At 35.9% G+C, this 21,052-nt stretch carries 23 protein-coding genes, 2 tRNA genes and 1 rRNA gene; 18 read left to right on the top strand and 8 right to left on the bottom strand.

Features of this window, described 5'->3' with window-relative positions; all coding sequences use genetic code 11:
- Positions 1-9 precede the first annotated feature (9 nt).
- Positions 10-474, bottom strand: coding sequence for a peroxiredoxin (locus K5783_RS06000; RefSeq protein ID WP_297472969.1), 465 nt, complete (start codon positions 472-474; stop codon positions 10-12).
- A gap of 155 nt (positions 475-629) precedes the next feature.
- Here K5783_RS06000 and K5783_RS05995 point away from each other — a divergent pair, with 155 nt between their 5' ends.
- Genes K5783_RS05995 through K5783_RS05945 form a run of 11 tightly spaced genes read left to right on the top strand, consistent with a single transcriptional unit; the run spans position 630 to position 10,972 of the window.
- Complete coding sequence (locus K5783_RS05995) at positions 630-962, top strand: NADH-quinone oxidoreductase subunit A (RefSeq protein ID WP_109876566.1); 333 nt, start codon at positions 630-632, stop codon at positions 960-962.
- 40 nt (positions 963-1,002) lie between these two features.
- A complete protein-coding gene (gene nuoB / locus K5783_RS05990) occupies positions 1,003-1,527 on the top strand; it encodes an NADH-quinone oxidoreductase subunit NuoB (RefSeq protein WP_014964441.1) in 525 nt (174 codons plus the stop codon).
- On the top strand, positions 1,527-2,114 hold the full coding sequence (locus K5783_RS05985) for an NADH-quinone oxidoreductase subunit C (protein ID WP_297472966.1): 588 nt from the start codon (positions 1,527-1,529) through the stop codon (positions 2,112-2,114). The genes nuoB and K5783_RS05985 overlap by 1 nt, the downstream gene beginning before the upstream one ends.
- 2 nt (positions 2,115-2,116) lie before the next feature.
- A complete protein-coding gene (locus K5783_RS05980) occupies positions 2,117-3,253 on the top strand; it encodes an NADH-quinone oxidoreductase subunit D (RefSeq protein WP_297472964.1) in 1,137 nt (378 codons plus the stop codon).
- Positions 3,254-4,552, top strand: a complete 1,299-nt coding sequence (nuoH, locus tag K5783_RS05975; RefSeq protein WP_297472961.1) for an NADH-quinone oxidoreductase subunit NuoH — start codon at positions 3,254-3,256, stop codon at positions 4,550-4,552.
- On the top strand, positions 4,552-5,049 hold the full coding sequence (locus K5783_RS05970) for an NADH-quinone oxidoreductase subunit I (RefSeq protein WP_297472958.1): 498 nt from the start codon (positions 4,552-4,554) through the stop codon (positions 5,047-5,049). The genes nuoH and K5783_RS05970 overlap by 1 nt, the downstream gene beginning before the upstream one ends.
- Positions 5,042-5,554, top strand: a complete 513-nt coding sequence (locus K5783_RS05965) for an NADH-quinone oxidoreductase subunit J (protein ID WP_278974783.1) — start codon at positions 5,042-5,044, stop codon at positions 5,552-5,554. The genes K5783_RS05970 and K5783_RS05965 overlap by 8 nt, the downstream gene beginning before the upstream one ends.
- Entirely contained in the window at positions 5,535-5,840 is a 306-nt protein-coding gene (nuoK, locus tag K5783_RS05960; RefSeq protein ID WP_109876478.1) for an NADH-quinone oxidoreductase subunit NuoK, read from the top strand. The genes K5783_RS05965 and nuoK overlap by 20 nt, the downstream gene beginning before the upstream one ends.
- Entirely contained in the window at positions 5,840-7,393 is a 1,554-nt protein-coding gene (locus K5783_RS05955) for a NuoM family protein (RefSeq protein ID WP_297472952.1), read from the top strand. Before nuoK ends, K5783_RS05955 begins: the two co-directional genes overlap by 1 nt.
- A 3-nt stretch (positions 7,394-7,396) precedes the next feature.
- Positions 7,397-9,475 (top strand): NADH-quinone oxidoreductase subunit L, encoded by a 2,079-nt coding sequence (locus K5783_RS05950; RefSeq protein ID WP_297472948.1) that lies wholly within the window; start codon positions 7,397-7,399, stop codon positions 9,473-9,475.
- 12 nt (positions 9,476-9,487) lie between these two features.
- Complete coding sequence (locus K5783_RS05945; protein WP_297472946.1) at positions 9,488-10,972, top strand: NADH-quinone oxidoreductase subunit N; 1,485 nt, start codon at positions 9,488-9,490, stop codon at positions 10,970-10,972.
- Here K5783_RS05945 and K5783_RS05940 read toward each other — a convergent pair.
- Together K5783_RS05940 and K5783_RS05935 are read right to left on the bottom strand one after the other, a co-directional pair.
- Positions 10,962-11,840, bottom strand: a complete 879-nt coding sequence (locus K5783_RS05940; protein ID WP_225866826.1) for a polyprenyl synthetase family protein — start codon at positions 11,838-11,840, stop codon at positions 10,962-10,964. The two genes, K5783_RS05945 and K5783_RS05940, sit on opposite strands and share 11 nt — an antisense overlap.
- Before the next feature lie 14 nt (positions 11,841-11,854).
- Positions 11,855-11,948 (bottom strand) — tRNA-Glu (locus K5783_RS05935).
- Between the two features lie 80 nt (positions 11,949-12,028).
- Between K5783_RS05935 and K5783_RS05930 the strand changes: the two genes are divergently transcribed.
- Together K5783_RS05930 and K5783_RS05925 are read left to right on the top strand one after the other, a co-directional pair.
- Entirely contained in the window at positions 12,029-12,661 is a 633-nt protein-coding gene (locus K5783_RS05930; protein ID WP_297472943.1) for a TenA family transcriptional regulator, read from the top strand.
- Positions 12,662-12,702: 41 nt separating this feature from the next.
- Positions 12,703-12,776, top strand: a tRNA-Ile gene (locus tag K5783_RS05925).
- 113 nt (positions 12,777-12,889) lie between these two features.
- Here the strand turns inward: K5783_RS05925 and pyrE are convergent.
- A complete protein-coding gene (gene pyrE / locus K5783_RS05920; protein WP_297472941.1) occupies positions 12,890-13,495 on the bottom strand; it encodes an orotate phosphoribosyltransferase in 606 nt (201 codons plus the stop codon).
- A gap of 50 nt (positions 13,496-13,545) precedes the next feature.
- On the opposite strand from pyrE, the gene K5783_RS05915 reads away from it, so the two are divergent.
- Positions 13,546-14,628 carry a transcriptional regulator gene (locus K5783_RS05915; RefSeq protein WP_297472939.1) on the top strand — a complete coding sequence of 361 codons (1,083 nt, stop codon included), beginning with the start codon at positions 13,546-13,548 and terminating at the stop codon, positions 14,626-14,628.
- On the opposite strand, the gene K5783_RS05910 is transcribed toward K5783_RS05915, so the two are convergent.
- Positions 14,620-15,726, bottom strand: coding sequence for a site-2 protease family protein (locus tag K5783_RS05910; RefSeq protein WP_297472937.1), 1,107 nt, complete (start codon positions 15,724-15,726; stop codon positions 14,620-14,622). The two genes, K5783_RS05915 and K5783_RS05910, sit on opposite strands and share 9 nt — an antisense overlap.
- Before the next feature lie 74 nt (positions 15,727-15,800).
- Between K5783_RS05910 and rimI the strand changes: the two genes are divergently transcribed.
- Together rimI and K5783_RS05900 are read left to right on the top strand one after the other, a co-directional pair.
- Positions 15,801-16,298, top strand: a complete 498-nt coding sequence (gene rimI / locus K5783_RS05905; RefSeq protein WP_109876470.1) for a ribosomal protein S18-alanine N-acetyltransferase — start codon at positions 15,801-15,803, stop codon at positions 16,296-16,298.
- Positions 16,299-16,335: 37 nt separating this feature from the next.
- Positions 16,336-16,554, top strand: a complete 219-nt coding sequence (locus K5783_RS05900; protein WP_297472932.1) for a transcriptional regulator — start codon at positions 16,336-16,338, stop codon at positions 16,552-16,554.
- On the opposite strand, the gene K5783_RS05895 is transcribed toward K5783_RS05900, so the two are convergent.
- Both K5783_RS05895 and K5783_RS05890 read right to left on the bottom strand, forming a co-directional pair.
- Positions 16,555-17,382, bottom strand: coding sequence for a class I SAM-dependent methyltransferase family protein (locus K5783_RS05895; protein ID WP_297472929.1), 828 nt, complete (start codon positions 17,380-17,382; stop codon positions 16,555-16,557).
- Between the two features lie 5 nt (positions 17,383-17,387).
- Complete coding sequence (locus K5783_RS05890) at positions 17,388-19,175, bottom strand: ribosome biogenesis/translation initiation ATPase RLI (RefSeq protein ID WP_297472926.1); 1,788 nt, start codon at positions 19,173-19,175, stop codon at positions 17,388-17,390.
- A gap of 91 nt (positions 19,176-19,266) precedes the next feature.
- On the opposite strand from K5783_RS05890, the gene rrf reads away from it, so the two are divergent.
- Positions 19,267-19,386 (top strand): 5S ribosomal RNA (gene rrf / locus K5783_RS05885).
- Between the two features lie 54 nt (positions 19,387-19,440).
- Positions 19,441-19,569: a hypothetical protein gene (locus K5783_RS05880; RefSeq protein WP_297472924.1), complete on the top strand. Its 129-nt coding sequence runs from the start codon at positions 19,441-19,443 to the stop codon at positions 19,567-19,569.
- On the opposite strand, the gene K5783_RS05875 is transcribed toward K5783_RS05880, so the two are convergent.
- A complete protein-coding gene (locus K5783_RS05875) occupies positions 19,566-21,044 on the bottom strand; it encodes a leucyl aminopeptidase (RefSeq protein WP_297472922.1) in 1,479 nt (492 codons plus the stop codon). The two genes, K5783_RS05880 and K5783_RS05875, sit on opposite strands and share 4 nt — an antisense overlap.
- Positions 21,045-21,052: the final 8 nt, after the last annotated feature.

The following is a 21,052-nucleotide window of genomic DNA, read 5'->3' as shown; positions in this document are numbered from 1 at the left end:
TATTTTTTCCTATTTCAGGAAATTTTTAATTTCTTCATAGTTTGGTTCTTTTAATGGATCTTCTGAAACCCATTTGTAACCAATTTTTCCATCTTCATTAATAATAAAGACCGAACGTTTTGCTGCATTGTAGCCTTTAATGTGCAGTAAGTCTGGCATTAAAATTCCGTAATCCCGAATTGTCTTACTACTGTAATCTCCCAACAATGGAAAATTAAAGTGATTTTTTTCTGCAAATGCTTTGTTTGCAAATGGACCATCATTACTGATTGCTACTACTTTTGCACCTAAATCTGAAATTTCTTTCCAGGAATCTCTAAAATTACACAGTTCGGTTTCACAAACTGGGGAACTTGCAGCAACTATGAATGACAAAACAATTTTTCCGCCTTTAAAATCATCCAAAGTCCGCAACTTTAATTCTGTATCTGGAAGCTCAAAGTTAGGAGCAATATCTCCGATATTCAATAACATGATCGCTAATTGATATTGTCCTATAAAGTACTTTAGAAAAATATTTTTTTAAAAATTTGATCGGGAAAAAGGAAGAATACCTTTTTATACAAAAATCAGGGTCAGAAGTTGAATTGGTCGGGGAATTAGCGGGCAATTATAGTACCGTTGTATTGATGTTTGGCTTTGCTGTAGCAGCAATGGCTCCTGCATTAATTATTTCTAGAATGATTTCTCCAAGAAAACGAAGTAACCCTGTCAAGTTTTTGCCAATGGAATGTGGCCAAGTTCCAACAGGTGAAGGAAGAACTCATTTCATGATGCAGTATTATCCATACATTCTGATGTTTGTGGTTTTTGACGTGATGGCAATTTTCTTATATGCGTGGGGTAGTGCTCTTTTGGAACTTCCTAAAAGTGCAACATTGCCCATGATGGGATTTTTAGCAATTATGTTTGGAGCGATGGCATTTGCGCTATACCAATCAGGGAGAAGGAGAATATGGTAGTTTTTTATATAAATTGTATTTACGGGGGTATGGGATAAGATTGCTTAAAGATTTAGTTACACCAGAAAACGCAAATGTCTTTGTCGGAAAGTTAGGAGATATTTTAGAAAAAGCAATTGATAAACCATTGGGCTATGCCATCAATTGGGGTCGAATTTGGTCACTCTGGCCTGTCCATATTGAAACAGCTTGTTGTAGTGTTGAATTTGGCGCAGCATCAAGTCCTAGATATGATGTTGAAAGATTTGGTATCATAGAAGCATTTGGTTCACTTAGACAATGTGATCTAGTTGTTGTTCAAGGAACTATTACGAGAAAAATGGCACCACGTCTTAGATTAGTTTATGATCAAATGCCAGAACCAAAATATGTTATTGCTATGGGAGCTTGTGCCATTACTGGAGGATTATATTTTGATTCATACAATGTACTTCCAGGAATTGATGGAGTCATTCCAGTTGATGTCTATGTTCCAGGTTGCCCACCTAGACCTGAAACTCTCATCCAAGGATGTATGTTGTTACAAGAGAAAATCAAGAGAATGAAGGCTAGGAAGTTTGTATAATGAGTTCTGATTCTGAAAAACCATCTGTAGATGTAAAACCTGAAGAGAAATCTACACCACCCACAAAAAAACCTGAAGAAAAACCTGTAGATTTACCTGCATTTGAAAAAGGAATTTCAGAAAAAATTGTAGAAAAATTTGGTGATAAAGTTCAAGTTACATTTGTTAAAGTGAATAGAGTTGGAATTAATGTAGGACGAGAAAATGTTCATGAAGTTGCTGAATTCATTCGTGATGGATTAAACTATGATCATGTAGAATCTGTTTCTGGTGTAGATTACCCTCAAGACAAAGAAATAGAAGTTGTTTACCATATTGGATCTTATACCGATTCTTCATTAGCAAGCCAGATTCTTGTTTTGTCAACTAGGGCACAAAGAGAAGAAAACCCAATTCCTGGAAATGATGCAACTAAACTTCCAACTCTAAGAGATGTTTTTTACAGTGTAGAATTTCATGAAAGAGAAATCTTTGAAATGTTTGGGGTTTACTTTGAAGGACATCCTGATAATAGACGATTACTTTTACCAGAAGATTGGGCAGATTTACCGCCACTTAGAAAGGATTTTGCAATAAAGGGAAGATGAACATGACAACTGAATTGCCTCCAGGATTAGCACTCCAAAAAGTTGACGAGAGAATTATGACTCTCAATGTTGGACCACAACATCCTGGTTCTGGTCACATGAGAATTATTGTTCAAATTGATGGTGATTATATTGTTGCATGTGATCCTGATCCGGGATATGTTCATCGTGGTGAGGAAAAAATGGCAGAATATAGAAACTATATTACAAATATTCCTCACTTAGAAAGACCAGTAATTCATGATTCATGTAATATTCTTTATCCATATGTTTTAGGAGTTGAAGAAATTGTTGGAATTGAAGTTCCTGAACGTGCAAAGTATGTTAGAGTAATTGCATCTGAGCTGAATCGATGTATTTACACAATGTATTGGCTGGCAATTTATGGTATTTTCTTAGGCCATTCTACAATGTTTATGTGGCCAGCTGGTGATCGTGAACTCTTAATTGATTTAATGGAAAAAATGACTGGTGCCAGAGTTACACATGCACACTTTGTTCCGGGTGGAGTCAGAAATGATTTGCCACCGAACTTTGAAGATGTTTGTTTGCGCCAAGTAAATTATTTTGAAAAACGTATCAAAGAATATGCTGCAGTGTTCTATGATAACCCGATTCTAATTTCTAGAACTCGAGATACTGGTGTTCTTTCCCGTCAAGATGCTATTCGACTTGGCACAACTGGTTCTGTACTTCGTGCAAGTGGTGTAGATTATGATCTTCGATTGAAAGAACCATATGATGTCTACGATGAATTAGATGTTCACACTAATGTGATGAAAGAAGGTGATTCTTATGCACGATCTAGAGTTCCATGGCTTGACATGATGGAAAGTTGTAATATCATTAGACAAGCATTACAAAAAATGCCCAAGTCAGGATCTGTTAGAACTAAACTAAAACCAAATCCAAAAGGTAAAGGACTTAATTCAGTCTATAAACGGGTTGAATCTGGAAGAGGTTCTTTAGGATGTTATATTGTATCTGATGGGAAAACAGAACCATACAGACTTAAGATGAGTGTTGGTTCTTTTAGAAACTTGATTGCATTACCATATCTACTCAAAGGTGAAAAGCTTGGCAACATGCCATCTGTTTATTGGAGTCTTAACTATTGGCCAGTGGAGGCAGACCGATAAATGTCCGTAATTGCACCAAAATTCAAACTAAGTGAATTTATCAAATCACTGCTTGACAATGCATTCTGGATATTATTACTTTTAGTTTTGGTTGGCATTCCAGCAATTTCCATTCTTTTATTTGCAATTGAAATGCCAGTAATTAATGGTGAATTACTTACACCATTTCTTGCTCTCACATGGATAGCAGACCCATCTAGAACACTTCCAATCATCAAAGCATTCATGGCCACTGATATTTTCAGAGTAATGGCATTTCCAGGATTTGGTTTTGCAGCATTGCTTGCTGCAGGTACAATATTTGTTGAAAGAAAAATGCTTGCAAAATTACAATTACGAGTTGGCCCTTTTTACTGTGGAAAAGTTGAAGGTATATTACAATTAATGGGAGATGGACTAAAATTAATCTCCAAAGAAATTATTATTCCAGCAAAAGCTGACAAACCAATTTTTTGGGCAGCCCCTGTGATGTTTGTTGGTGCTGCTGCTGCATTTGTTGCATTAATTCCTGTTGCTCCAGGTTGGGTAGTTGCAGATGTAGATCTTGGTTTACTTGGAGTGTTTGCAGTAATTGGATTTTTCCCAATCATTACAATTCTTTCTGCATGGTCTGCAAATAGTAAGTTCCCCTTCATTGGTGGTATCAGAGCTTTATTCCAGATGGTTTCATTTGAAATTCCGTTAATTCTATCTTTGTTAGGAGTTGTTATCCTAACTGGAACTCTAAACTTGTCTGAAATTGCAGCAAGTCAATCTAGCTTCCCATGGATTGTATTTTTGCCCGTTGGTGCTGTTGTCTTCTTTATTACCATGCTTGCAGAACTAGAAAGAATTCCATTTGACTTGCCAGAGGCAGAAAGTGAAATCGTTGCTGGTTGGTTAACTGAATTATCTGGAATGATGTATGGTCTTGTTCAATTAGGAACATATCTGAAACTTTATGCATTTGCAGCATTGTTTGTTGTCTTGTTCCTTGGTGGGTGGAATGGTCCAATGGTTGTACCTCCATTCCCTGCAGAAATCATTACAGATGGAATTGTAATGGGCCCAATTACTGCCAAAATTCCTGGATTGCCTGTATTTACACAAGAAATGCTTAATGGAACACTTTGGTTTGTTCTAAAAACTGTAGGAGTAATCTTCTTCATATTATTGCCAAGAGGTGTATTTCCTAGAATTAGAATTGACATGTTGTTGAGTCTTGGTTGGACCAAACTAATTGGTCTTGCATTCGTTAACATCTTTATTGCTCTAGGCTTGCTTTACGCTGGAGTGCTAGGACCAGGAGGATTACAATAATGGGAACTGCAACAGGTATTATTCGCGCATTAAACTCTGGAATTAAACATCTTGCAGTAAAGCGATTTACACTTCGTTATCCTGAAGAGAAATTAAAATTTGTAGGTGATGGATATCAATTTGATCCTTCAACAGGTGTTGGAATTGCTGGACTTAAGGGTCGTCATATGTTATTTCATGATCACTGCACTGGTTGTCAATTATGCTCTATAGCATGTGAAGGTGTTGCAGAAGCTATTGCAATGGTAAAAGTCCCAGAAGAACAAAAACAAAATAAAAAATCCATCATGCCTCAAATTGATTATGGAAAATGTGTCTTCTGTGGCCTTTGTGTCGATGCATGTCCCTTTTATGCACTTTACATGACAAATGATTATGAACTTTCTTCATTTTCAAAAGAAGGTTTGATCTATACTCCTGCTCAACTTGCTGTAAAACCATATGTTGCTCAAGATAGCGAAATTCAGATTACTGATAGAGGTGCAACACATGGCTGATGCCGTATTTTTAGCATTAACCGTAATAACAATTGGTTCAGCAATTGCCGCACTTGAATTAAGATCATTGATTTATGGCTCAATTGCTTTAATGGGAACCCTTGGTGGTATTGCGGGATTCTTTTTCTTGTTGGATTCTCCATTTGTTGCGTTATTTCAATTGGCAGTTTATGTTGGTTCTATAGCCGTCTTGATTTTGTTTACTGTTATGTTAGTAAAAAGAGAATTAATTTTCAAAAAAATTGAAGATAAACGAAGAAAGTTTGCAGGAATTGGATTAATGTTAGTAGTCATGGTTGCATTGGGAGCTGTATTCCTAGATTCTGGAATAAAAACAATGACTACTGATGAACCTCCAGTTGATTTTAGAGATATTGGTACAGACTTTGTGACCTATTATTGGCCTGCATTGATATTGATGGGATTAATTTTAGCCGGTTCTGTAACTGGCGCATTAGTTTTAGCCAAACGTGAGGATGTGGAGAATGACCAGCGAACTAGTTGATTTTACCCTTGTATCTGTTGCTTTACTGGGCATAGGAATTTACGGTCTTGCAGTAAAACGTAACTTTATTCGAATGTTGTTTGCAGTTGAAATAATCATCAATGCTGCAAATCTTAACCTTGTGGCCTTTGGTAGATTTTTACCTCACAGTGGTGGTCAGACTTTGGCTTTATTCTCAATCGCAATTGCCGCGGCAGAAGTAGCAGTTGGGTTATCGTTGATTATTGTTGCTTATCGTATGTATCAAAATGTCGATATTGCAGACTTTAGGAGTTTGAAAGGCTAATGGAATATGCGTTATTACAGGCAGTTTTCTTGCCGTTACTTCTATCTCCAATTGCTTACATCATTGGAAGAAAAGTAGGTCCTACACCTGCAATGTGGTTTACATTTGCAATTTTACTTTACACCACAGTTCTTGTAATTAATGCCGCACTTTCTGGAACTGTAGAGGAACATTATCCATGGACAGAACAGTTTGGCGAATTTGGTTTCTTGTTGGATGGCTTGGCATCACCATTTGCAATAATGATTTATGTGCTATCTACAATCCTGGTACTTTACTCAAAGCCATACATGATTCACAAATTCCATGAACAGTTTGAAGAAGAACACCACGTCAATGCATCTTCAAGTGGCCAAACTTCTGTAGTTGAATCATCCTCTCTTTCAAATTATGTCAATGCTAAATCTGGCCTATACTTTGCATTGTATCTTGTCTTTGCAATGGGAATGCTTGGAACCGTTCTCTCAACTAATTTAATTGAATTTTATATTTTCTTTGAAGTGATGTTGATTCCTGGTTTCTTTTTAGTTGCACTTTGGGGTGATGGACCAAGAAGAAAAATTGGTTTAATGTTCTTGTTTTGGACTCATGCTGGAGCAGTTGTTTTACTATTGGGCTTTTTGATGATTGGTCTTTCTCTAGGCAGTTTTGATTTTGTAGATATTCGTGAATCAGAAATTCCTCAAGATATTGTTATGATTTCTGCAGTAGCAATTGCAATAGGGCTTGGAGTTAAACTGGCTGTCTTTATGTTCCACATCTGGCTTCCTTATGTTCACGGTTCGGCACCAACACCAATCAGTGCATTATTGTCTCCAGCGATGATCGGAATTGGCGCATATGGTATTTTTAGATTAATTGTTGAATTCTTACCTGCAACGTTTGCAGAACTTTCAATATGGTTCCACATTTGGGGACTAGTTACAATGATTTATGGTGGTGCAATGGCACTGATGCAGGATGATTTGAAACGCCTTCTTGCATATTCCAGTATAAGCCAGATGGGTTATCTTTTGTTTGGAATTGGTTCAATGTCTGCTCTAGGTCTTTCAGGTGCCGAAATGATGTATGTAACACACGCAATAGGAAAAGGCATCCTCTTCATGATGGCTGGAATTATTATTGTTAAAGTTGGAACGCGTAGTATTTCTAAACTTGGAGGATTGGCAGGAAAGATGCCAATTACAGCAGTATGTGCGGTAATTGGTGCGTTAACAATTATGGGTGTGCCACCAACTAGTGGATTTATGGGTGAATGGGTTCTGTTTTATGGTGCATTGGAGACTGCAATTGAAGAGGGTTCTACAATTAGAGCAGTAACGTTTGGTTTGGGTCTTGTTGCAACTGCACTTACAATGTCTTACATGCTTTGGATGCTAAAACGTGTATTCTTTGGTAAAACTCCTGAGCATCTTGAAAATGTAAAAGAAGGAAGTTGGTACATGACTGCCCCTATGATGGTCTTGGCAGGATTCTCTATTGTGGTTGGAATTTATCCAGATATTTTCTTCAAAACAATTATTCCGTACATGAATGGAGTGTTGGGAGTTTAGAATATGGCTACAGAATCTTTTGGATTGCCATTTGAAGTTGGAACTCTCAGTGCGTGGTTAGTTTGGATTTTACCATTTGCTGCTGCACTGATTATTCCAGCTGTTGGAAAATTATCAAAACATGCAACTGGATATGTTGCAGTTGCATTTGCTTTGATGAGTGCATTATCTGCAGCAACAATGATCCCAGTTGCTTTAGAGGCTCATGAGTTACATCATCAAATAATGTGGATTGAATCAATTGGTCTCAAAGGTGGTGTATTAGCCGATCCACTTTCAATTATCATGGCAAATGTTGTGGGTTGGATTTCTTTCTTGATTATGATATACAGCACAGGATACATGAAAGGGGATAAAGATATCACGAGATTCTGGTTTTGGATGATGTTCTTTATTGGCTCTATGCAGCTAATTGTGTTGTCTGATAACTTACTTCAAGTATTCTTTGGATGGGAAGGTGTAGGACTTGCATCATATGCTTTGATCAGCTTTTGGTATAGAGATAAGAAGAAAGATCATGTTGGTGTTGAAGGACGAACTGTTCTTGGCATGTTAGATTACTACGCTCCAACACATGCAGGTATGAAGGCATTCATCATGACCAAAGTTGGCGATGTTATGATGATTGCAGGTATGCTTTTGATATTTTTGTTTGCTGGAACATTTGGATTCAAAGAATTAATGGGTGATACTGCATGGGCAACTGCAATGTCTGCTCAGGGACTTTTGGTTCCTGCATTTGTATTACTGTTTGGAGGTGCGATAGGAAAATCTGCACAATTCCCACTAAACGAATGGCTCTTAGAAGCAATGACCGGTCCTACTGCCGTTTCAGCATTGATTCATGCCGCAACTATGGTCAAAGCAGGTGTGTTCTTAGTTGCAAGAATTGGACCGCTTGTTTTTGCATTAGGTGCTGCAGGTATTATGGCAGATCAGTTCTTTGAGATTGTTGCTTGGGTTGGTGCAATCACTGCTTTGTTGTTGGCAACACAAGGAATGGTCAATCCTGAAATTAAGAAAGTTCTTGCATATTCTACTGGTTCTCAAATTGGTTATATGATGATGGCAATGGGTGTTGCGGGATTGTCTCATCAATATGTGGATGGTTATACTGCAGGATTTTTCCACCTGATTTCACATGCAATGTTCAAAGCTTCATTATTCATGGCCGCGGGTTCTCTATTGCACATTGTAGGTTCTAGATTCATGACCGATATGGGTGGCCTTAGAAAACACATGAAGAAGACTTATGCGTTCATGTGGGCTGCAGGTCTAGGTTTGATGGGTGCACCATTTATCTCAACTGGTTTCTGGAGTAAGGATGCAATATTTGCAGCAGTATATGAATCAGGAAACGAATGGGCAATTCCACTTTACGCAATTGCAGTATTAACTGCCGTAATTACAGCATTTTACACTACAAGAATGATTGGCATGGTCTTCTTTGGAAAGAAGAGTAAACATATTGAAAAGATGGAAGAAGAGGGACATCATATTCATGAAGCGTCATTATCAATGTGGGTTCCATATGGAATTCTTGCAGTGCTTACAATTGGAATTGGATTGATTGGATTATCCACTGAAGAAGGATTACATCATTTGTTTACAGATTATCTTGAGCATTCATTTGGTATCCACACTGAGCATATAGCTGCAGAAGCATCAATTCTGCCTGAATTCTTGCAAGGACTCAATCCTGTTGCTCTTGGTTCATCGTTAGCTGCATTTGCAATTGGAATTGGATTAGGTTACATCTTCTATATTGGCAGATGGGTTGATCCAGTAAGGTTTGTTAACTCTAACATCTTCTTTTATGCAATTCACAAAATTATCTTAAACAGATGGTATCTTAATGCAATTATCTACTGGTGCTTTGTTGTAGCACCATTATGGTTGGCAAGGGGTATATTCAGATACTTTGAAAAGACAGCTATCGATTACGGTATGAATGATGGAGTTCAAAAAGCAGTTGGTTGGAGTGCAAGAGTTGTTCAAGGAACCCAAACTGGTGTATCACAGTCATATCTATTCGTATTTGGAGCAGGACTGCTATTCGTAGTTCTGATATTGTTGATATAGGAGATTGATGAATTGTTAGAAATTACTTCGACACCATTGGTATTGATTGCAATATTGGGTACCGTGGGGGTTATTCTTCCTATAATTAGTATTGCAAGAAAAGAAAAAGGTTCTAATTCATTCTATGCTGTAATTGCATTTGCTGCATTAATTGCCTCCTTAGGGTATGTTGGATATCAATTCATTAACGACAATGTCTCTGCATCTGCTCTTTTCTCTGAAGATGTTTTAGTTGATGATGGATTTGGTGGATTCTTTGCAATAGCAATGTTGATTGTTGCCTTGTTCACCACAGTTGGTTCTTTCAATTACATGAGGAAACATAATTCTCCTGCTGTATACTATTCTCTAATTTTACTTGCAACGATTGGTATGGTGTTAGTAGCATATTCTACTGATTTGGTAATGTTGTTTGTTGCGTGGGAACTTATGAGTATTCCAACATATGTTTTAGTTGGATTCATGAAAAAGAATCCAAGCTCCAATGAGGCTGCTCTAAAGTATTTCTTATTTGGTGCATTATCCTCTGCAATCATAGTTTACGGAATTTCTATTTCATATGGATTGACTGGTTCTACAAATATCGGAGAAGTCATTCAGGGTTATTCGACACTTGATCCTTCTCTATTGCCTCTTGCTTTACTTTCTGTTGGAATGTTTATTGCAGGATTTGGATTCAAGATGGGGCTTGTGCCTTTCCATCAGTGGTTACCTGATACTTATGAAGGCGCACCTTCACCAATTACTGCACTCCTTGCAGCAGCAACAAAGAAAGCTGGATTTGCAGCAACAATTCGAATTGTAGTTCTTGGAATGGTAGTTCTAAATCTTGATTGGACATTAGCTCTTGGTATTATTGCTGTAATGACTATGACTATAGGAAACGTTGCTGCGATTATGCAGAAGAATCTGTCAAGAATGTTGGCATATTCCAGTATTGCTCATGCAGGGTATATTTTGATTGGACTTGCAGTTGCACCACATAGTTCACTTGGGTTACAAGGTTCATTGTACCAAATTATGAATCATGCTGTAATGAAAGGTGCTGCATTCATTGCGATAGCCGGAATTGTTACAACGCTTGCAGTAACTAATATCGATAAACTCAAAGGACTTGGAAGACGAATGCCAATAACTGCTCTAGGTTTGGTAATTGCATTATTTGCATTAGCTGGAATTCCACCACTATCAGGATTTTGGAGTAAACTTATGTTATTTGGTAGTGCATTGGATGCAAGTTCTGCATTGTGGTGGGCTCCTTGGCTTGCAATTGCTGGAGTTCTTAACAGTGCATTATCTCTTGCTTACTATGGTTGGATTACAAGAAAAATGTACTTTGAAGGAGAATCAGAAAAAAGAATTGCAGAACCAAAATCAATTATTGCAGTAATGATCTTCTCAACTATATTCTTAGTAGGATTTGGTGTGTATCCAGATCCGCTCATTAAGTTTGTAGAATTTGCAACTCCGGTAATTAGTTTGGGCCTTATGCCTTAAATGAAGTAAATTTAATTAAATTATCTAGATTCATCTTTGCATCATTGTCTGGGATTTTTCTTAAACCTGCTCTTGCTTTCTCAGAATATTCTTTTAACAACTCTTCCATTTTATTAAAAACATCTCTTGGATCAGAACTCTTTTTGATTAATAGATTAAACAGTTTATCTTCATTTTTCCAATCCAACAGATCATCTCTTATTTGATATGCAATCCCTATGTTTTTTCCATATTCTGTTAATGCTTCGATTTGTTCTTCGGTACCATTTGCAATAATTGCCCCTGTTCTCGCAGCTACTTCAAAAGCAGTTGCTGTTTTGTATTCAATTACCTTAAGATAATCATCAAACGTAACATCTTCGCTGGTCTCTAATCTATTTTCAATCATCTCTCCTTCGCTCATTAACATTGCAGTTGTGGCTAAATCTTTTGTAATTCTGGCGTTATCTAATCTGGATGATATTGCAAGAATTAATCCTAAAACAAAATCTCCTGTAAGTACACTGGTATTGTAACCATATTTGATATGAAATGGATCCTTTTGTCTTCTCATAGTTTCATTGTCAATAATATCATCGTGAATGATTGATTCCATATGTAAAAATTCAACAGCACAAGATGCCGATAGTGTATTTTCATCAATTTTTCCTACGCTTTCGGCTGCGAGAGTCAAAATAATGGGTCTAATCCGTTTTCCACCGTCCAATGAATATTTTAGCGGTTCAATGAATTCGGATTCGGAATAAAGAGAAAGCTCATTATCTAACGCTTCATCAATTTTTTGAATGTATCTTCCATAGGTTTCAAGTAGAGGATTGATCTCAATATTTTTCCTGTCCAAAATTGCCTGATCAAAAAACTTTGTCATTAGTAAATAAATCTTGGTGCTCCAGCCGGGATTTTCATCGTTTGATTTTGAACCCGGGATCACTGCCTTGAAAGGGCAGTATGCTTGACCGGTCTACACCACTGGAACCCAAGAAAATTCTGCGTTTTGACCATAAAATCTTTTGTAAACAACAAAGATTTTTTTATTGGCAAATTTGGAGATGAAACATGAGTATAATTAAAAAAATTGATGAAATGATTGAAGAAAGAAGTTTACTAAAACATCCTTTCTATCAAATGTGGTCTGATGGAAAATTAACACAAGAATCTTTGGCAGGTTATTCTAAAGAATATTTTCAACTTGTAAAGGCTGTTCCAAATTTTATGACTCCTATTATTGAAAAAGCACCAAATTCAGTCACAAGTGAATTAATTGAAAATCAACAAGAAGAATATGATCATATCAAACCATGGATTGCGTTTGCAGGAGAACTTGGTATCTCTGAAGATGAATTGATCTCATATTCTGGTTTGCCTAAAACTCAGAAAGCCGTTTCTATTTTAAATGAATTAATGGATTCTTTTGAAGGCGGTGCCTGTGCAATGTATGCCTTTGAAAAAGAAATTCCAAAAATAAGTCAAACCAAACTTGATGGGTTGGCTGAATTTTATGGAATGACAAGTAATGATGCAACAGAATACTTCAAACTTCATACAGAAGCTGATATCCGACATGCTGCTTCATGGAGAAACATTTTAGAAAAATCTTCAACTGACTCAAACAACTTGATAGAAATTGCAGACAAATCTATCTCTGCCCAAAACATGTTGCTTGATAGTTGCTATGAAGAATATTGTTAATCTCATAACATTTTAAACCTAAGAAAAAATTCATCTGCTTAGGGCCCGTAACTCAGCTTGGTAGAGTAACCGGCTCATAACCGGTGAGCCAAGGGATCGAAGCCCTTCGGGCCCATCTATTTTCCATTAGTTTTAAAATGAGCCAATTCAAAATTTATCGGCCGCAATGAAGAATCAGAGTTATATCTGAAATGGTGATTGGAAGGCATTTGTCTGAGCTGCCAATACTCATTTGTTGATTTGTTTTTTCACTTTTTCTAAAATACTTTCATCCACTAAATTTTGTTCATGTAAGGTTTCTGTTATCTGCAAAATATTTAGAATTGAATGCATGTTGACTTCTAAATCTGCCAAAGCCTCCTCTGCTCCTTCCATTCTATTAACAATTACATATGCATCCTTTACTGAAATATTGACTTCTTTTAGAGATTTTATTGCATTTACAACTGAACCGCCAGTAGTTGCCACATCGTCAATCATGATCACTTTCATCCCCTCATGAATTTTTCCTTCAACTGCTTTTGAAGTACCATAATCTTTGGGTTTGCTTCTGACATAGATTAACGGTTTTACAGTTTCTATTGCTAACGCTGATGCTATCACCAATCCTCCTGTTGGTACAGAAACAAAAGAATCAAAATTTTCTAAACCAATTTTTTGAGCAATCTCATTTTCAAGATATTTCACCATTTTCCTAAATTCGTGAGGATAGCTTGGAACTAGTCTTAAATCTACATAGTATGAACTCTTTTTTCCACTTGCAAGAGTAAAATCTCCAAATTTTATTATTCCTTTTTGATACAAAAAGGTTGCAAACTCTTTTACAAATTCCATACCAAAGTTAACTACACTGGATTTATTTTGGTTTGTATTATCAATGAATTATGCCTGAAATCTGGTTAAATTATGGTGTCACAGACGTTGTTTTGGATATAAGAGCAGAAAATTTAGAACAAAAAATCGATTCTGATGGAAAAATTTTGGAAGATTCTGCGATCAATGAAAAACTAAATTCTCTTGATTTGTCCAAACCTATGGAACTTGTTGTTTTGCATAATTCAAAATCCATTCAAAAAATCATCTCTTCTTTGTTCACATTATGTGAGCAAAAATCAAAACCGTTCCCGAAAATTTTTGCTGAGAAGAAAATCTTGAATTTGGTCAAAGCAGGACTTCCTGAAGGAAGCTCTATAAACGAATTTGATGGCGTTGACATTTCTAATTCAAATCTTGTCTTCATGGGAGAAATGGAATTTGATGGATTATTCGGTTATGAAACCATTTCAACTCGTCTAATCAAAAAATTTGGTTTGGATTCCATGCTTTCAGCATATGCAAAAAGACAAGGCAATTTACCAGTTCCTGGACAGCATACTGAAAGTTTAGTGGAAGCAAAAAAATTTACTGATAATTTTGAAATTCAAGGGATCGAAATCGTAGCAAATTCCAAAGGCATACTTGATTTTTCAATTGGCCATCCATCAGAAACTCTTTCAACATCAAAAATTTTGGAATCTAATTCAATCAAGGATATAGGGGAACATAAAACTATGATAATTAGTACAGGTAAGGATGCAAGTAATTTCAATTTGGGCAAATCACTTTCATCCCTTTGGAATTGTTATAGTGCAATCAAAAAAGACGGTCTTGCAATTTTAGTAGCTGAATGTAAGGGTGGATTAGGTTCTGATGCAATTCAACAATATATTGAAGACAGATTAACTTTGGAACAACTGCGAAATCCTACAAAATATCTCAGTGGAATGGAAGATTTGTTATTTCTCACAGAAGTACAAAAGAATTTTCAAATTGGATTAGTTTCAATTTTACCAGAATTTTACGCCAAGAAACTGAATATGATTTCACTACCTGGAATAAAATATTCCATGGATTATATTCTAAAAACACAAGGAGTAAGACAAAAGGTTGCAGTTGTTACAGATGGCGCTAGACTTTTGCTAAGGTAGAAAGTTCGGTAGAAAATCTGATGGTAACGGTGCACACAAAATTGCTAATCCTATAATTCCAATGTATGCAAGTTTTCTATTTCTTGAAAGTGGCGATATATCATCAAGTGGTGTGGCCCCGGGATTTCTTGAACTCATAATGAGAATTAACATTGCCATTAACCAATAATTTAACAAAATTAGAATTGCCATACTTCCAAAAGTTGCGTATCTATGCAGTTTTGGTCCAAGTAATGTTCTTGCCATATGTCCTCCATCTAATTGCCATGCTGGAAGCAGATTCAAAAATGTAATTAAAAATCCAATCCACGCCGCAAACATTACTGGTGTCATTATTACTTCCTGCCCATCTCCTCCTTTTCCAAATAACGCCAAACTCGCTGTCATTAGAAGTGGTTCTCCTTGATTCCATTCAATTAATTTCGATTCTGCAAATAATCCTGCTGCAATATCTTGATCCAATATTGGCGCAGTATATGCTCCGTAAATTGAAACTATTATCGCAATTACCAATCCTGCAATTGGACCTGCAATGGCTACATCAAATAATATTTCTCGGTTAATTGTTAAACCTCGTGATTGAATAAATGCTCCAAAAGTTGGAATTCCAATCACAGGTAATCCTGGAATGAAATAAGGCCAAGTTGTTTTCAGCCTGTGTATTTTTGCAGCAATAATATGACCGAGTTCATGAATTCCTAAAATTCCTAACAATGATAAAGTATAGACCCCTGCCATCTCTAGAGGATCACCGATCTCTATTATCGAATTTGTTCCTGATGTCCTATAATATCCATCAATCATTACAAATGAAATGACAATTGCGAATAATATTCGAGGAGTCCAAGAAGAACTCATCCATCTTCTCTGTTTTTTTGGTGAAAATTTCTGAATGATTACGTATCTTCCGTTATCTATTTCTTCTAACTTTCCAGCATAACTCATATTCTCTAATTTTCTTGCTAAATTTTCAAACTTTGATTTGAAATCATAATCTTCTATTCTAAACTCTAAGGAAAATTCTGTTTTTGTAAAATCACTTACCTCAAATATTGATTTGACTAATGAAATAATGTCTTCTTGTGAGGTGTCTTCCATCTCTTAAATGCTAAATCTTTCCATTAAATGGTCTTTTGGTTTAAAAATAAATATTGATACTCTTAATCTATAATATGCAAGTAATTCTAAGGCAATTAGGGGATTGCAATATTAGAAGAGCAGAACCCAGCGATCTTATCTCTGTGATGGAAATCAATTTGAAAACCCTTCCAGAGCATTACTCTGATTATTTCTATGAGAGTTTGCTTGCAGAACTTCCAGAAGCTTTCATTGTTGCGGAAATAGGAGGAAAACATGTAGGTTACATAATGTGTAAAACTGAATACGGATTTTCAAACTTCAAAAAATTAGGGTTTGTTAAAAAAGGTCATGTGGTCTCTATTGCAGTTCTTGACGAATATCGAAGAAAAGGTATTGGACAAGCACTTGTAGAAGAATCAGTTAATGGTGTCAAATTAAGAAAGTGTGATGAATTTTATCTCGAAGTAAGGTGTAGTAATAATGAAGCTGTCAGGCTATATGAAAAACTTGGATTTGTAATTCGACAACAATTAAACGCATATTATCGAGATGGTGAAGATGCATATCTTATGGCCATTGAATTAGATTAGTTCAAACCAATAAATAACTCACAAAAAATTTCTCGCCATGGATAAACGTAAAGGAACGGGTATCATAATTTTTGTTCTTTGTATAGGTGGATTTTTCCTTTATGCATATTTGTTGATGCTTTCAGAATGGAGTCCGATTGTACTGCAATTATCTGTGTTGATGATTGCAGGAGGAATCCTTGGAGTTATTGCATGGATTGGATACGTTATGGCAACAACCAAACCATCATCTGCATCAATTACATCTGAAGATTAACTATTTAGAAATTTTTACATCAACTACTGTTTGATAATATCTTGGACCTACTGCCCTTACAATTTTTGATCCTAGAATTTCTGATTTAACTGGTGTGACTTGAAGGTAATGCTCTTCTGAAAGTTTTCCAGCTTCCGATTTTTTATCAGCATGAATATGGGAATAATAATGAATTATTCCTTCATTTTTAGTTGTGCTAATTGCAGATTTTAGAAATTCATCCGATCTTTCTGGCAATAACATCAATGTTCTATCTGATTTATTCTCTAACTGATCCTCAATAATTCTGGATGCATCTCCATTAATTGATATTATTTTTCCCGTTAATTTGTTTAGTTCTATATTTTTTTCACATAGTTTTGAGGCAACTGGATTGATATCTAAACTATAAACAGTGCATTTTTTCTTTTTTGCAGCCATTATCGAGAACATTCCAACTCCTGCAAACATGTTTGTCACTACCTCTTCATCTTGAATCAAATTTGCAATTCTTTCTCTTTCTGTTGATAATCTAGGTGAAAAAAATGCCTTTTCAACATCAACTATGAATTTACATCCGAATTCTTTGTATTCTGTCTCAGTATTGTCTTCTCCTGCTAGGATTTCTAAATTCCTTGTGCGAAAATCTCCCTCCACATCTGATGCTTGATAGAATACACTCCTGGCAATTTTTACTTCATTTAGCAAAGTTTCCCCAATGATTTTTTTCTTTGACAACAGGGAATCTGGGATTCTTACAATAATTATGTCTCCAATTTGATCAAATGCTGAGATCAAATCCACACTTTCTTTTTCAGAAAGCACACTTGAAAGTGCTTTTTTTAACATCCGAGTCAATGCTTGTAATAGAAATTTCCTGATGTTTTCTGATTTTTATCCAATCTACTATCTAGTTTGTTCACACGAGGTCTGAGACTTCTTTCGTCTCTTCTAAATGACATATCAAGGGATTTTAGAAATCTATTCATTGCTTCAGCTTTTCTCATTGGGGTAGTAGCTCTTCCTTCCACTCCTGACTCTCCCTCAAAAATTACTATTGAATCTGAAATCAAATCCATCAACTGTAGATCATGATCAATGATTATTGCTGATTTTCCAAAAGAACGAACAAATTTCTGTATGAATTTTGCAACTGCAATTCTGTCTTCTACATCTAAAAATGCAGAGGGCTCATCTAATGCGTACAAATCCACTTTTTGTAATAGGCATGACGCAACTGCAATTTTCTGCAATTCTCCACCAGAAAGATTTTTGATAGATTTATTGTATAGTTTCTTGATTTTTAATGGCTCCAGTATTTGTTCTTCTTCCATACTTCCTTCCACTGGATTGCCATTTGCTTTGTCCAATACTGATATGACATCTACGTCAATGTCGTTTTGGAGATATTGAGGTTTGTATGCTATCTTTATTTTTTTATTAATACTGCCTGAATCTGGTTTTTCAACTCCTGCAATCATCTTCATCATTGTTGTCTTTCCTAGTGCATTGGCTCCCATTATGCCTAGGACTTCGCCTTTTCTTACTTCTCCAGCTTCAATAGTTACTGAAAATGTAGGGTATTTTTTTACTAATTTAGGATATGTGACAATTGTACTTCCTTCTTCAAATATGTCTGTAGTAGATGATGACACATCAAAAGAAAACTTTTTGTCTCTAAATCTGACATTTTCGTTTGGCAAATATCCATCAAGAAATACATTGATTCCAATTTTTGTAGAAAGTATGGTTGAGACAATTCCGTAAGCCCCAGGTTCGCCATAAAGAACTTCGATATAATCACTAAGAAAATCAAGTAATGTTAGATCATGTTCTACAACCATTACGCTTTTCCCAATTTTTGCCAAGTTTTGAATTACACGAGCAACTCCTGTTCTTTGAAAAACATCATTATACGATGATGGTTCATCGAAGAAATAAAATTCCACATCTTTTGATGCAGCAGCAGCTACTGCAATCCTTTGTAACTCTCCTCCACTTAACTCCTTTAAACTCTGTTCCATAGAATTTTCTAATCCTAATTCTTTGATCAAGTCTCTTGAAACTCCTCTTTCATCATATTTGTCAAGAAGTTCTTTTCCTGTTCCGTCGAAAGCTTGTGCAATGTGATGGACCTGCTGTGGTTTTATAGATGCTCGAATTTGTTTTTGTTCAATTTTTTCAAAATGTTGTTTGAGTTCAGTTCCGCTATAGTGTTTTAAAATTTCATTCCATTCTGGTGGATTTTCATATCTTCCAAGATTTGGCTTTAAATTTCCTGATAGGATATTTACTACAGTACTTTTTCCCATTCCGTTTCTTCCTAATAATCCCACGACTTCGCCTTTTTTTGGAGTGGGTAATTTGAACAGTCTAAATGAATTTGCCCCGTATTGATGTATTTTATCGGTAGCTAACTCGCTTGCCAAATTCACAATGGTGATGGCGTCAAATGGACATACTTTTACACAAATCCCACACCCATTACAGATGTCTTCGTCTATCTTTGCTTTCTTTGACTCCTCGTTCAGAACAATACATTCTGCTCCTGATTTGTTTACTGGGCAGTATTTTATACATTCTAGACCACATTTTTTTGGTTGGCATAGATCTTGATCTAAAACAGCTACCCTGTGAGTCATGATGTAACCTCGTATTTTCTTCGCTTTATACCTATTTTGAGCATTTGAAATCCTGCGTTACGTTAATAGATGAGAATTCATCATCATTTTTCAAGCCGGCCATAGCGTTAGGGTGCGACCCAATCCCATTCCGAACTTGGAAGTCAAACCTGACGTCGCTGTTGTGCTACTAAAATGCGAGAGCCTTTGGGAAGCAACAGTGCTGGCATTTTCTAATTTACAATCAATCTTTTAATATCCAATTGCTTGGGTTGAAATGAATTCAATGCCTAACTGTAGCGTTTGTGGGGAAATGTGTGATAATGACATTAGATTGCTAAATCACATGATGGACAAACATGGTTGGAGAAATCCAAATGTTGGGATTCCTGACAGAAACAGTAGAGGGTACTAACTTTCCAATTTTTGTAAATAATCTAAAATTAACCTTACACCAAATCCTGTTGCACCTTTTGGATTGTATGACTTTTCTTTAGTTGCTGTTTGAGTCCACGCAACTCCTGCAATATCAAAGTGTATCCATGGTGTATTATTAATAGCATTTTTCAAAAATGCTGCAGCTGTAATGGTTCCTGCAGCTCTTCCTATCCCTACATTTTTCATATCTGCAACATCTGATTTTATCATATCCATATAGTCTTGATTTAGCGGAAGCTCCCAAATTTCCTCACTTGTTCTTTTAGATGCATCGTTGATCTTTCTTGTTAGTTTTTCATCGTTTGATACTATTGCAGCAACATTGGTTCCTAATGCAATAATACATGCACCAGTAAGTGTTGCAAAATCAATTATTGCTTTTGGAGAAAATTGTTTTTCTCCATATGACAATGCATCAGCTAAAATCAATCTGCCTTCTGCGTCTGTATTGAGAATCTCTGCTGTTTTTCCACTGTATAATTTTATAATATCGCCTGGTCTATATGATTCTCCTCCTGGCATATTCTCCACTGAAGGAACTATTCCTACTACGTTGATTGGCAATTTTAATTCTGAAACTGCTTTCATAATTCCTAGAACTGTACATCCACCACATTTGTCAAATTTCATTTCATCCATTTTATCCCCTGGTTTCAATGAGATTCCGCCTGTGTCAAATGTTACAGCTTTGCCTACTAGAACAATAGGCTTTTGATTTGTTGGTCCATTATTATGTTCTAAAACAATTAGTTTTGGTTCGTTTTTGCTTCCTTGTCCAACTGCAGAAATTCCTCCAAAACCTTTCTTTTTTAATTCAAGTTTAGAAATAACACTGCATTTCATTTTGTTCTTTTTTGAAATCATTTTTGCAAAGTTTGCTAAAGTAGTCGGAGTGCATTCGTTTGGGGGTAAGTTTGCAATACTTTTGGTAAATATTGCACCATCTGCAACAATCTCAGAAGTTCTGATGGCCTTTGAAATTTTATTTGATTCTGAAACAATGATTGTAAGATTTGGTTCATTTTCTGTTTTCTCTGCCTTGAATTTATCAAATTTATACAGAGCCATTTTTGAGCCTTCGATAATTTGAGAAATTGATGAAATTGGATCAATTTCAAAACTTGGAGGCGAAATTATTGAAAACTCTTTCAACTTTAACTCTCGTGCTTTTTGTGCAATTTTACCTGAAACATTTCTTAAAGTATCTTCTGTCCATTCTTCTTTTTTTCCTAATCCTGCAAGAAGAATTCTTTTAGCATATTTGTCCTCGGGCAAAGGAATGATACTCAATTTCCCTAACTTTCCTTCCATGTCTTTTAGAGATTGATTTACTGACAGTGCTATTTTTCTATCAATCTTAGATAGTCCTAACACTTTGTTTGAATTTTCTAGGACAAATCCACAAAGTAAATCCGTTTTCTTTTTTATAGAACTTTCAGTTTTTATTTTCACTAAATTTG

Source organism: Nitrosopumilus sp., from assembly GCF_025699125.1.
Lineage (GTDB): Archaea > Thermoproteota > Nitrososphaeria > Nitrososphaerales > Nitrosopumilaceae > Nitrosopumilus.
Note: the sequence above shows the minus strand (reverse complement) of the source record. Positions and strands in the feature narration are given on the sequence as shown.

Coding starts and splice junctions, on each gene's coding strand:
- K5783_RS06000 (WP_297472969.1), bottom strand. CDS start 474: ATGTTATTGAATATCGGAGATATTGCTCCTAACTTTGAGCTTCCAGAT.
- K5783_RS05995 (WP_109876566.1), top strand. CDS start 630: ATGTTTGGCTTTGCTGTAGCAGCAATGGCTCCTGCATTAATTATTTCT.
- K5783_RS05985 (WP_297472966.1), top strand. CDS start 1,527: ATGAGTTCTGATTCTGAAAAACCATCTGTAGATGTAAAACCTGAAGAG.
- K5783_RS05980 (WP_297472964.1), top strand. CDS start 2,117: ATGACAACTGAATTGCCTCCAGGATTAGCACTCCAAAAAGTTGACGAG.
- nuoH (WP_297472961.1), top strand. CDS start 3,254: ATGTCCGTAATTGCACCAAAATTCAAACTAAGTGAATTTATCAAATCA.
- K5783_RS05970 (WP_297472958.1), top strand. CDS start 4,552: ATGGGAACTGCAACAGGTATTATTCGCGCATTAAACTCTGGAATTAAA.
- K5783_RS05965 (WP_278974783.1), top strand. CDS start 5,042: ATGGCTGATGCCGTATTTTTAGCATTAACCGTAATAACAATTGGTTCA.
- nuoK (WP_109876478.1), top strand. CDS start 5,535: ATGACCAGCGAACTAGTTGATTTTACCCTTGTATCTGTTGCTTTACTG.
- K5783_RS05955 (WP_297472952.1), top strand. CDS start 5,840: ATGGAATATGCGTTATTACAGGCAGTTTTCTTGCCGTTACTTCTATCT.
- K5783_RS05950 (WP_297472948.1), top strand. CDS start 7,397: ATGGCTACAGAATCTTTTGGATTGCCATTTGAAGTTGGAACTCTCAGT.
- K5783_RS05940 (WP_225866826.1), bottom strand. CDS start 11,840: ATGACAAAGTTTTTTGATCAGGCAATTTTGGACAGGAAAAATATTGAG.
- K5783_RS05930 (WP_297472943.1), top strand. CDS start 12,029: ATGAGTATAATTAAAAAAATTGATGAAATGATTGAAGAAAGAAGTTTA.
- pyrE (WP_297472941.1), bottom strand. CDS start 13,495: ATGGAATTTGTAAAAGAGTTTGCAACCTTTTTGTATCAAAAAGGAATA.
- K5783_RS05915 (WP_297472939.1), top strand. CDS start 13,546: ATGCCTGAAATCTGGTTAAATTATGGTGTCACAGACGTTGTTTTGGAT.
- K5783_RS05910 (WP_297472937.1), bottom strand. CDS start 15,726: ATGGAAGACACCTCACAAGAAGACATTATTTCATTAGTCAAATCAATA.
- rimI (WP_109876470.1), top strand. CDS start 15,801: ATGCAAGTAATTCTAAGGCAATTAGGGGATTGCAATATTAGAAGAGCA.
- K5783_RS05900 (WP_297472932.1), top strand. CDS start 16,336: ATGGATAAACGTAAAGGAACGGGTATCATAATTTTTGTTCTTTGTATA.
- K5783_RS05895 (WP_297472929.1), bottom strand. CDS start 17,382: ATGTTAAAAAAAGCACTTTCAAGTGTGCTTTCTGAAAAAGAAAGTGTG.
- K5783_RS05890 (WP_297472926.1), bottom strand. CDS start 19,175: ATGACTCACAGGGTAGCTGTTTTAGATCAAGATCTATGCCAACCAAAA.
- K5783_RS05880 (WP_297472924.1), top strand. CDS start 19,441: ATGCCTAACTGTAGCGTTTGTGGGGAAATGTGTGATAATGACATTAGA.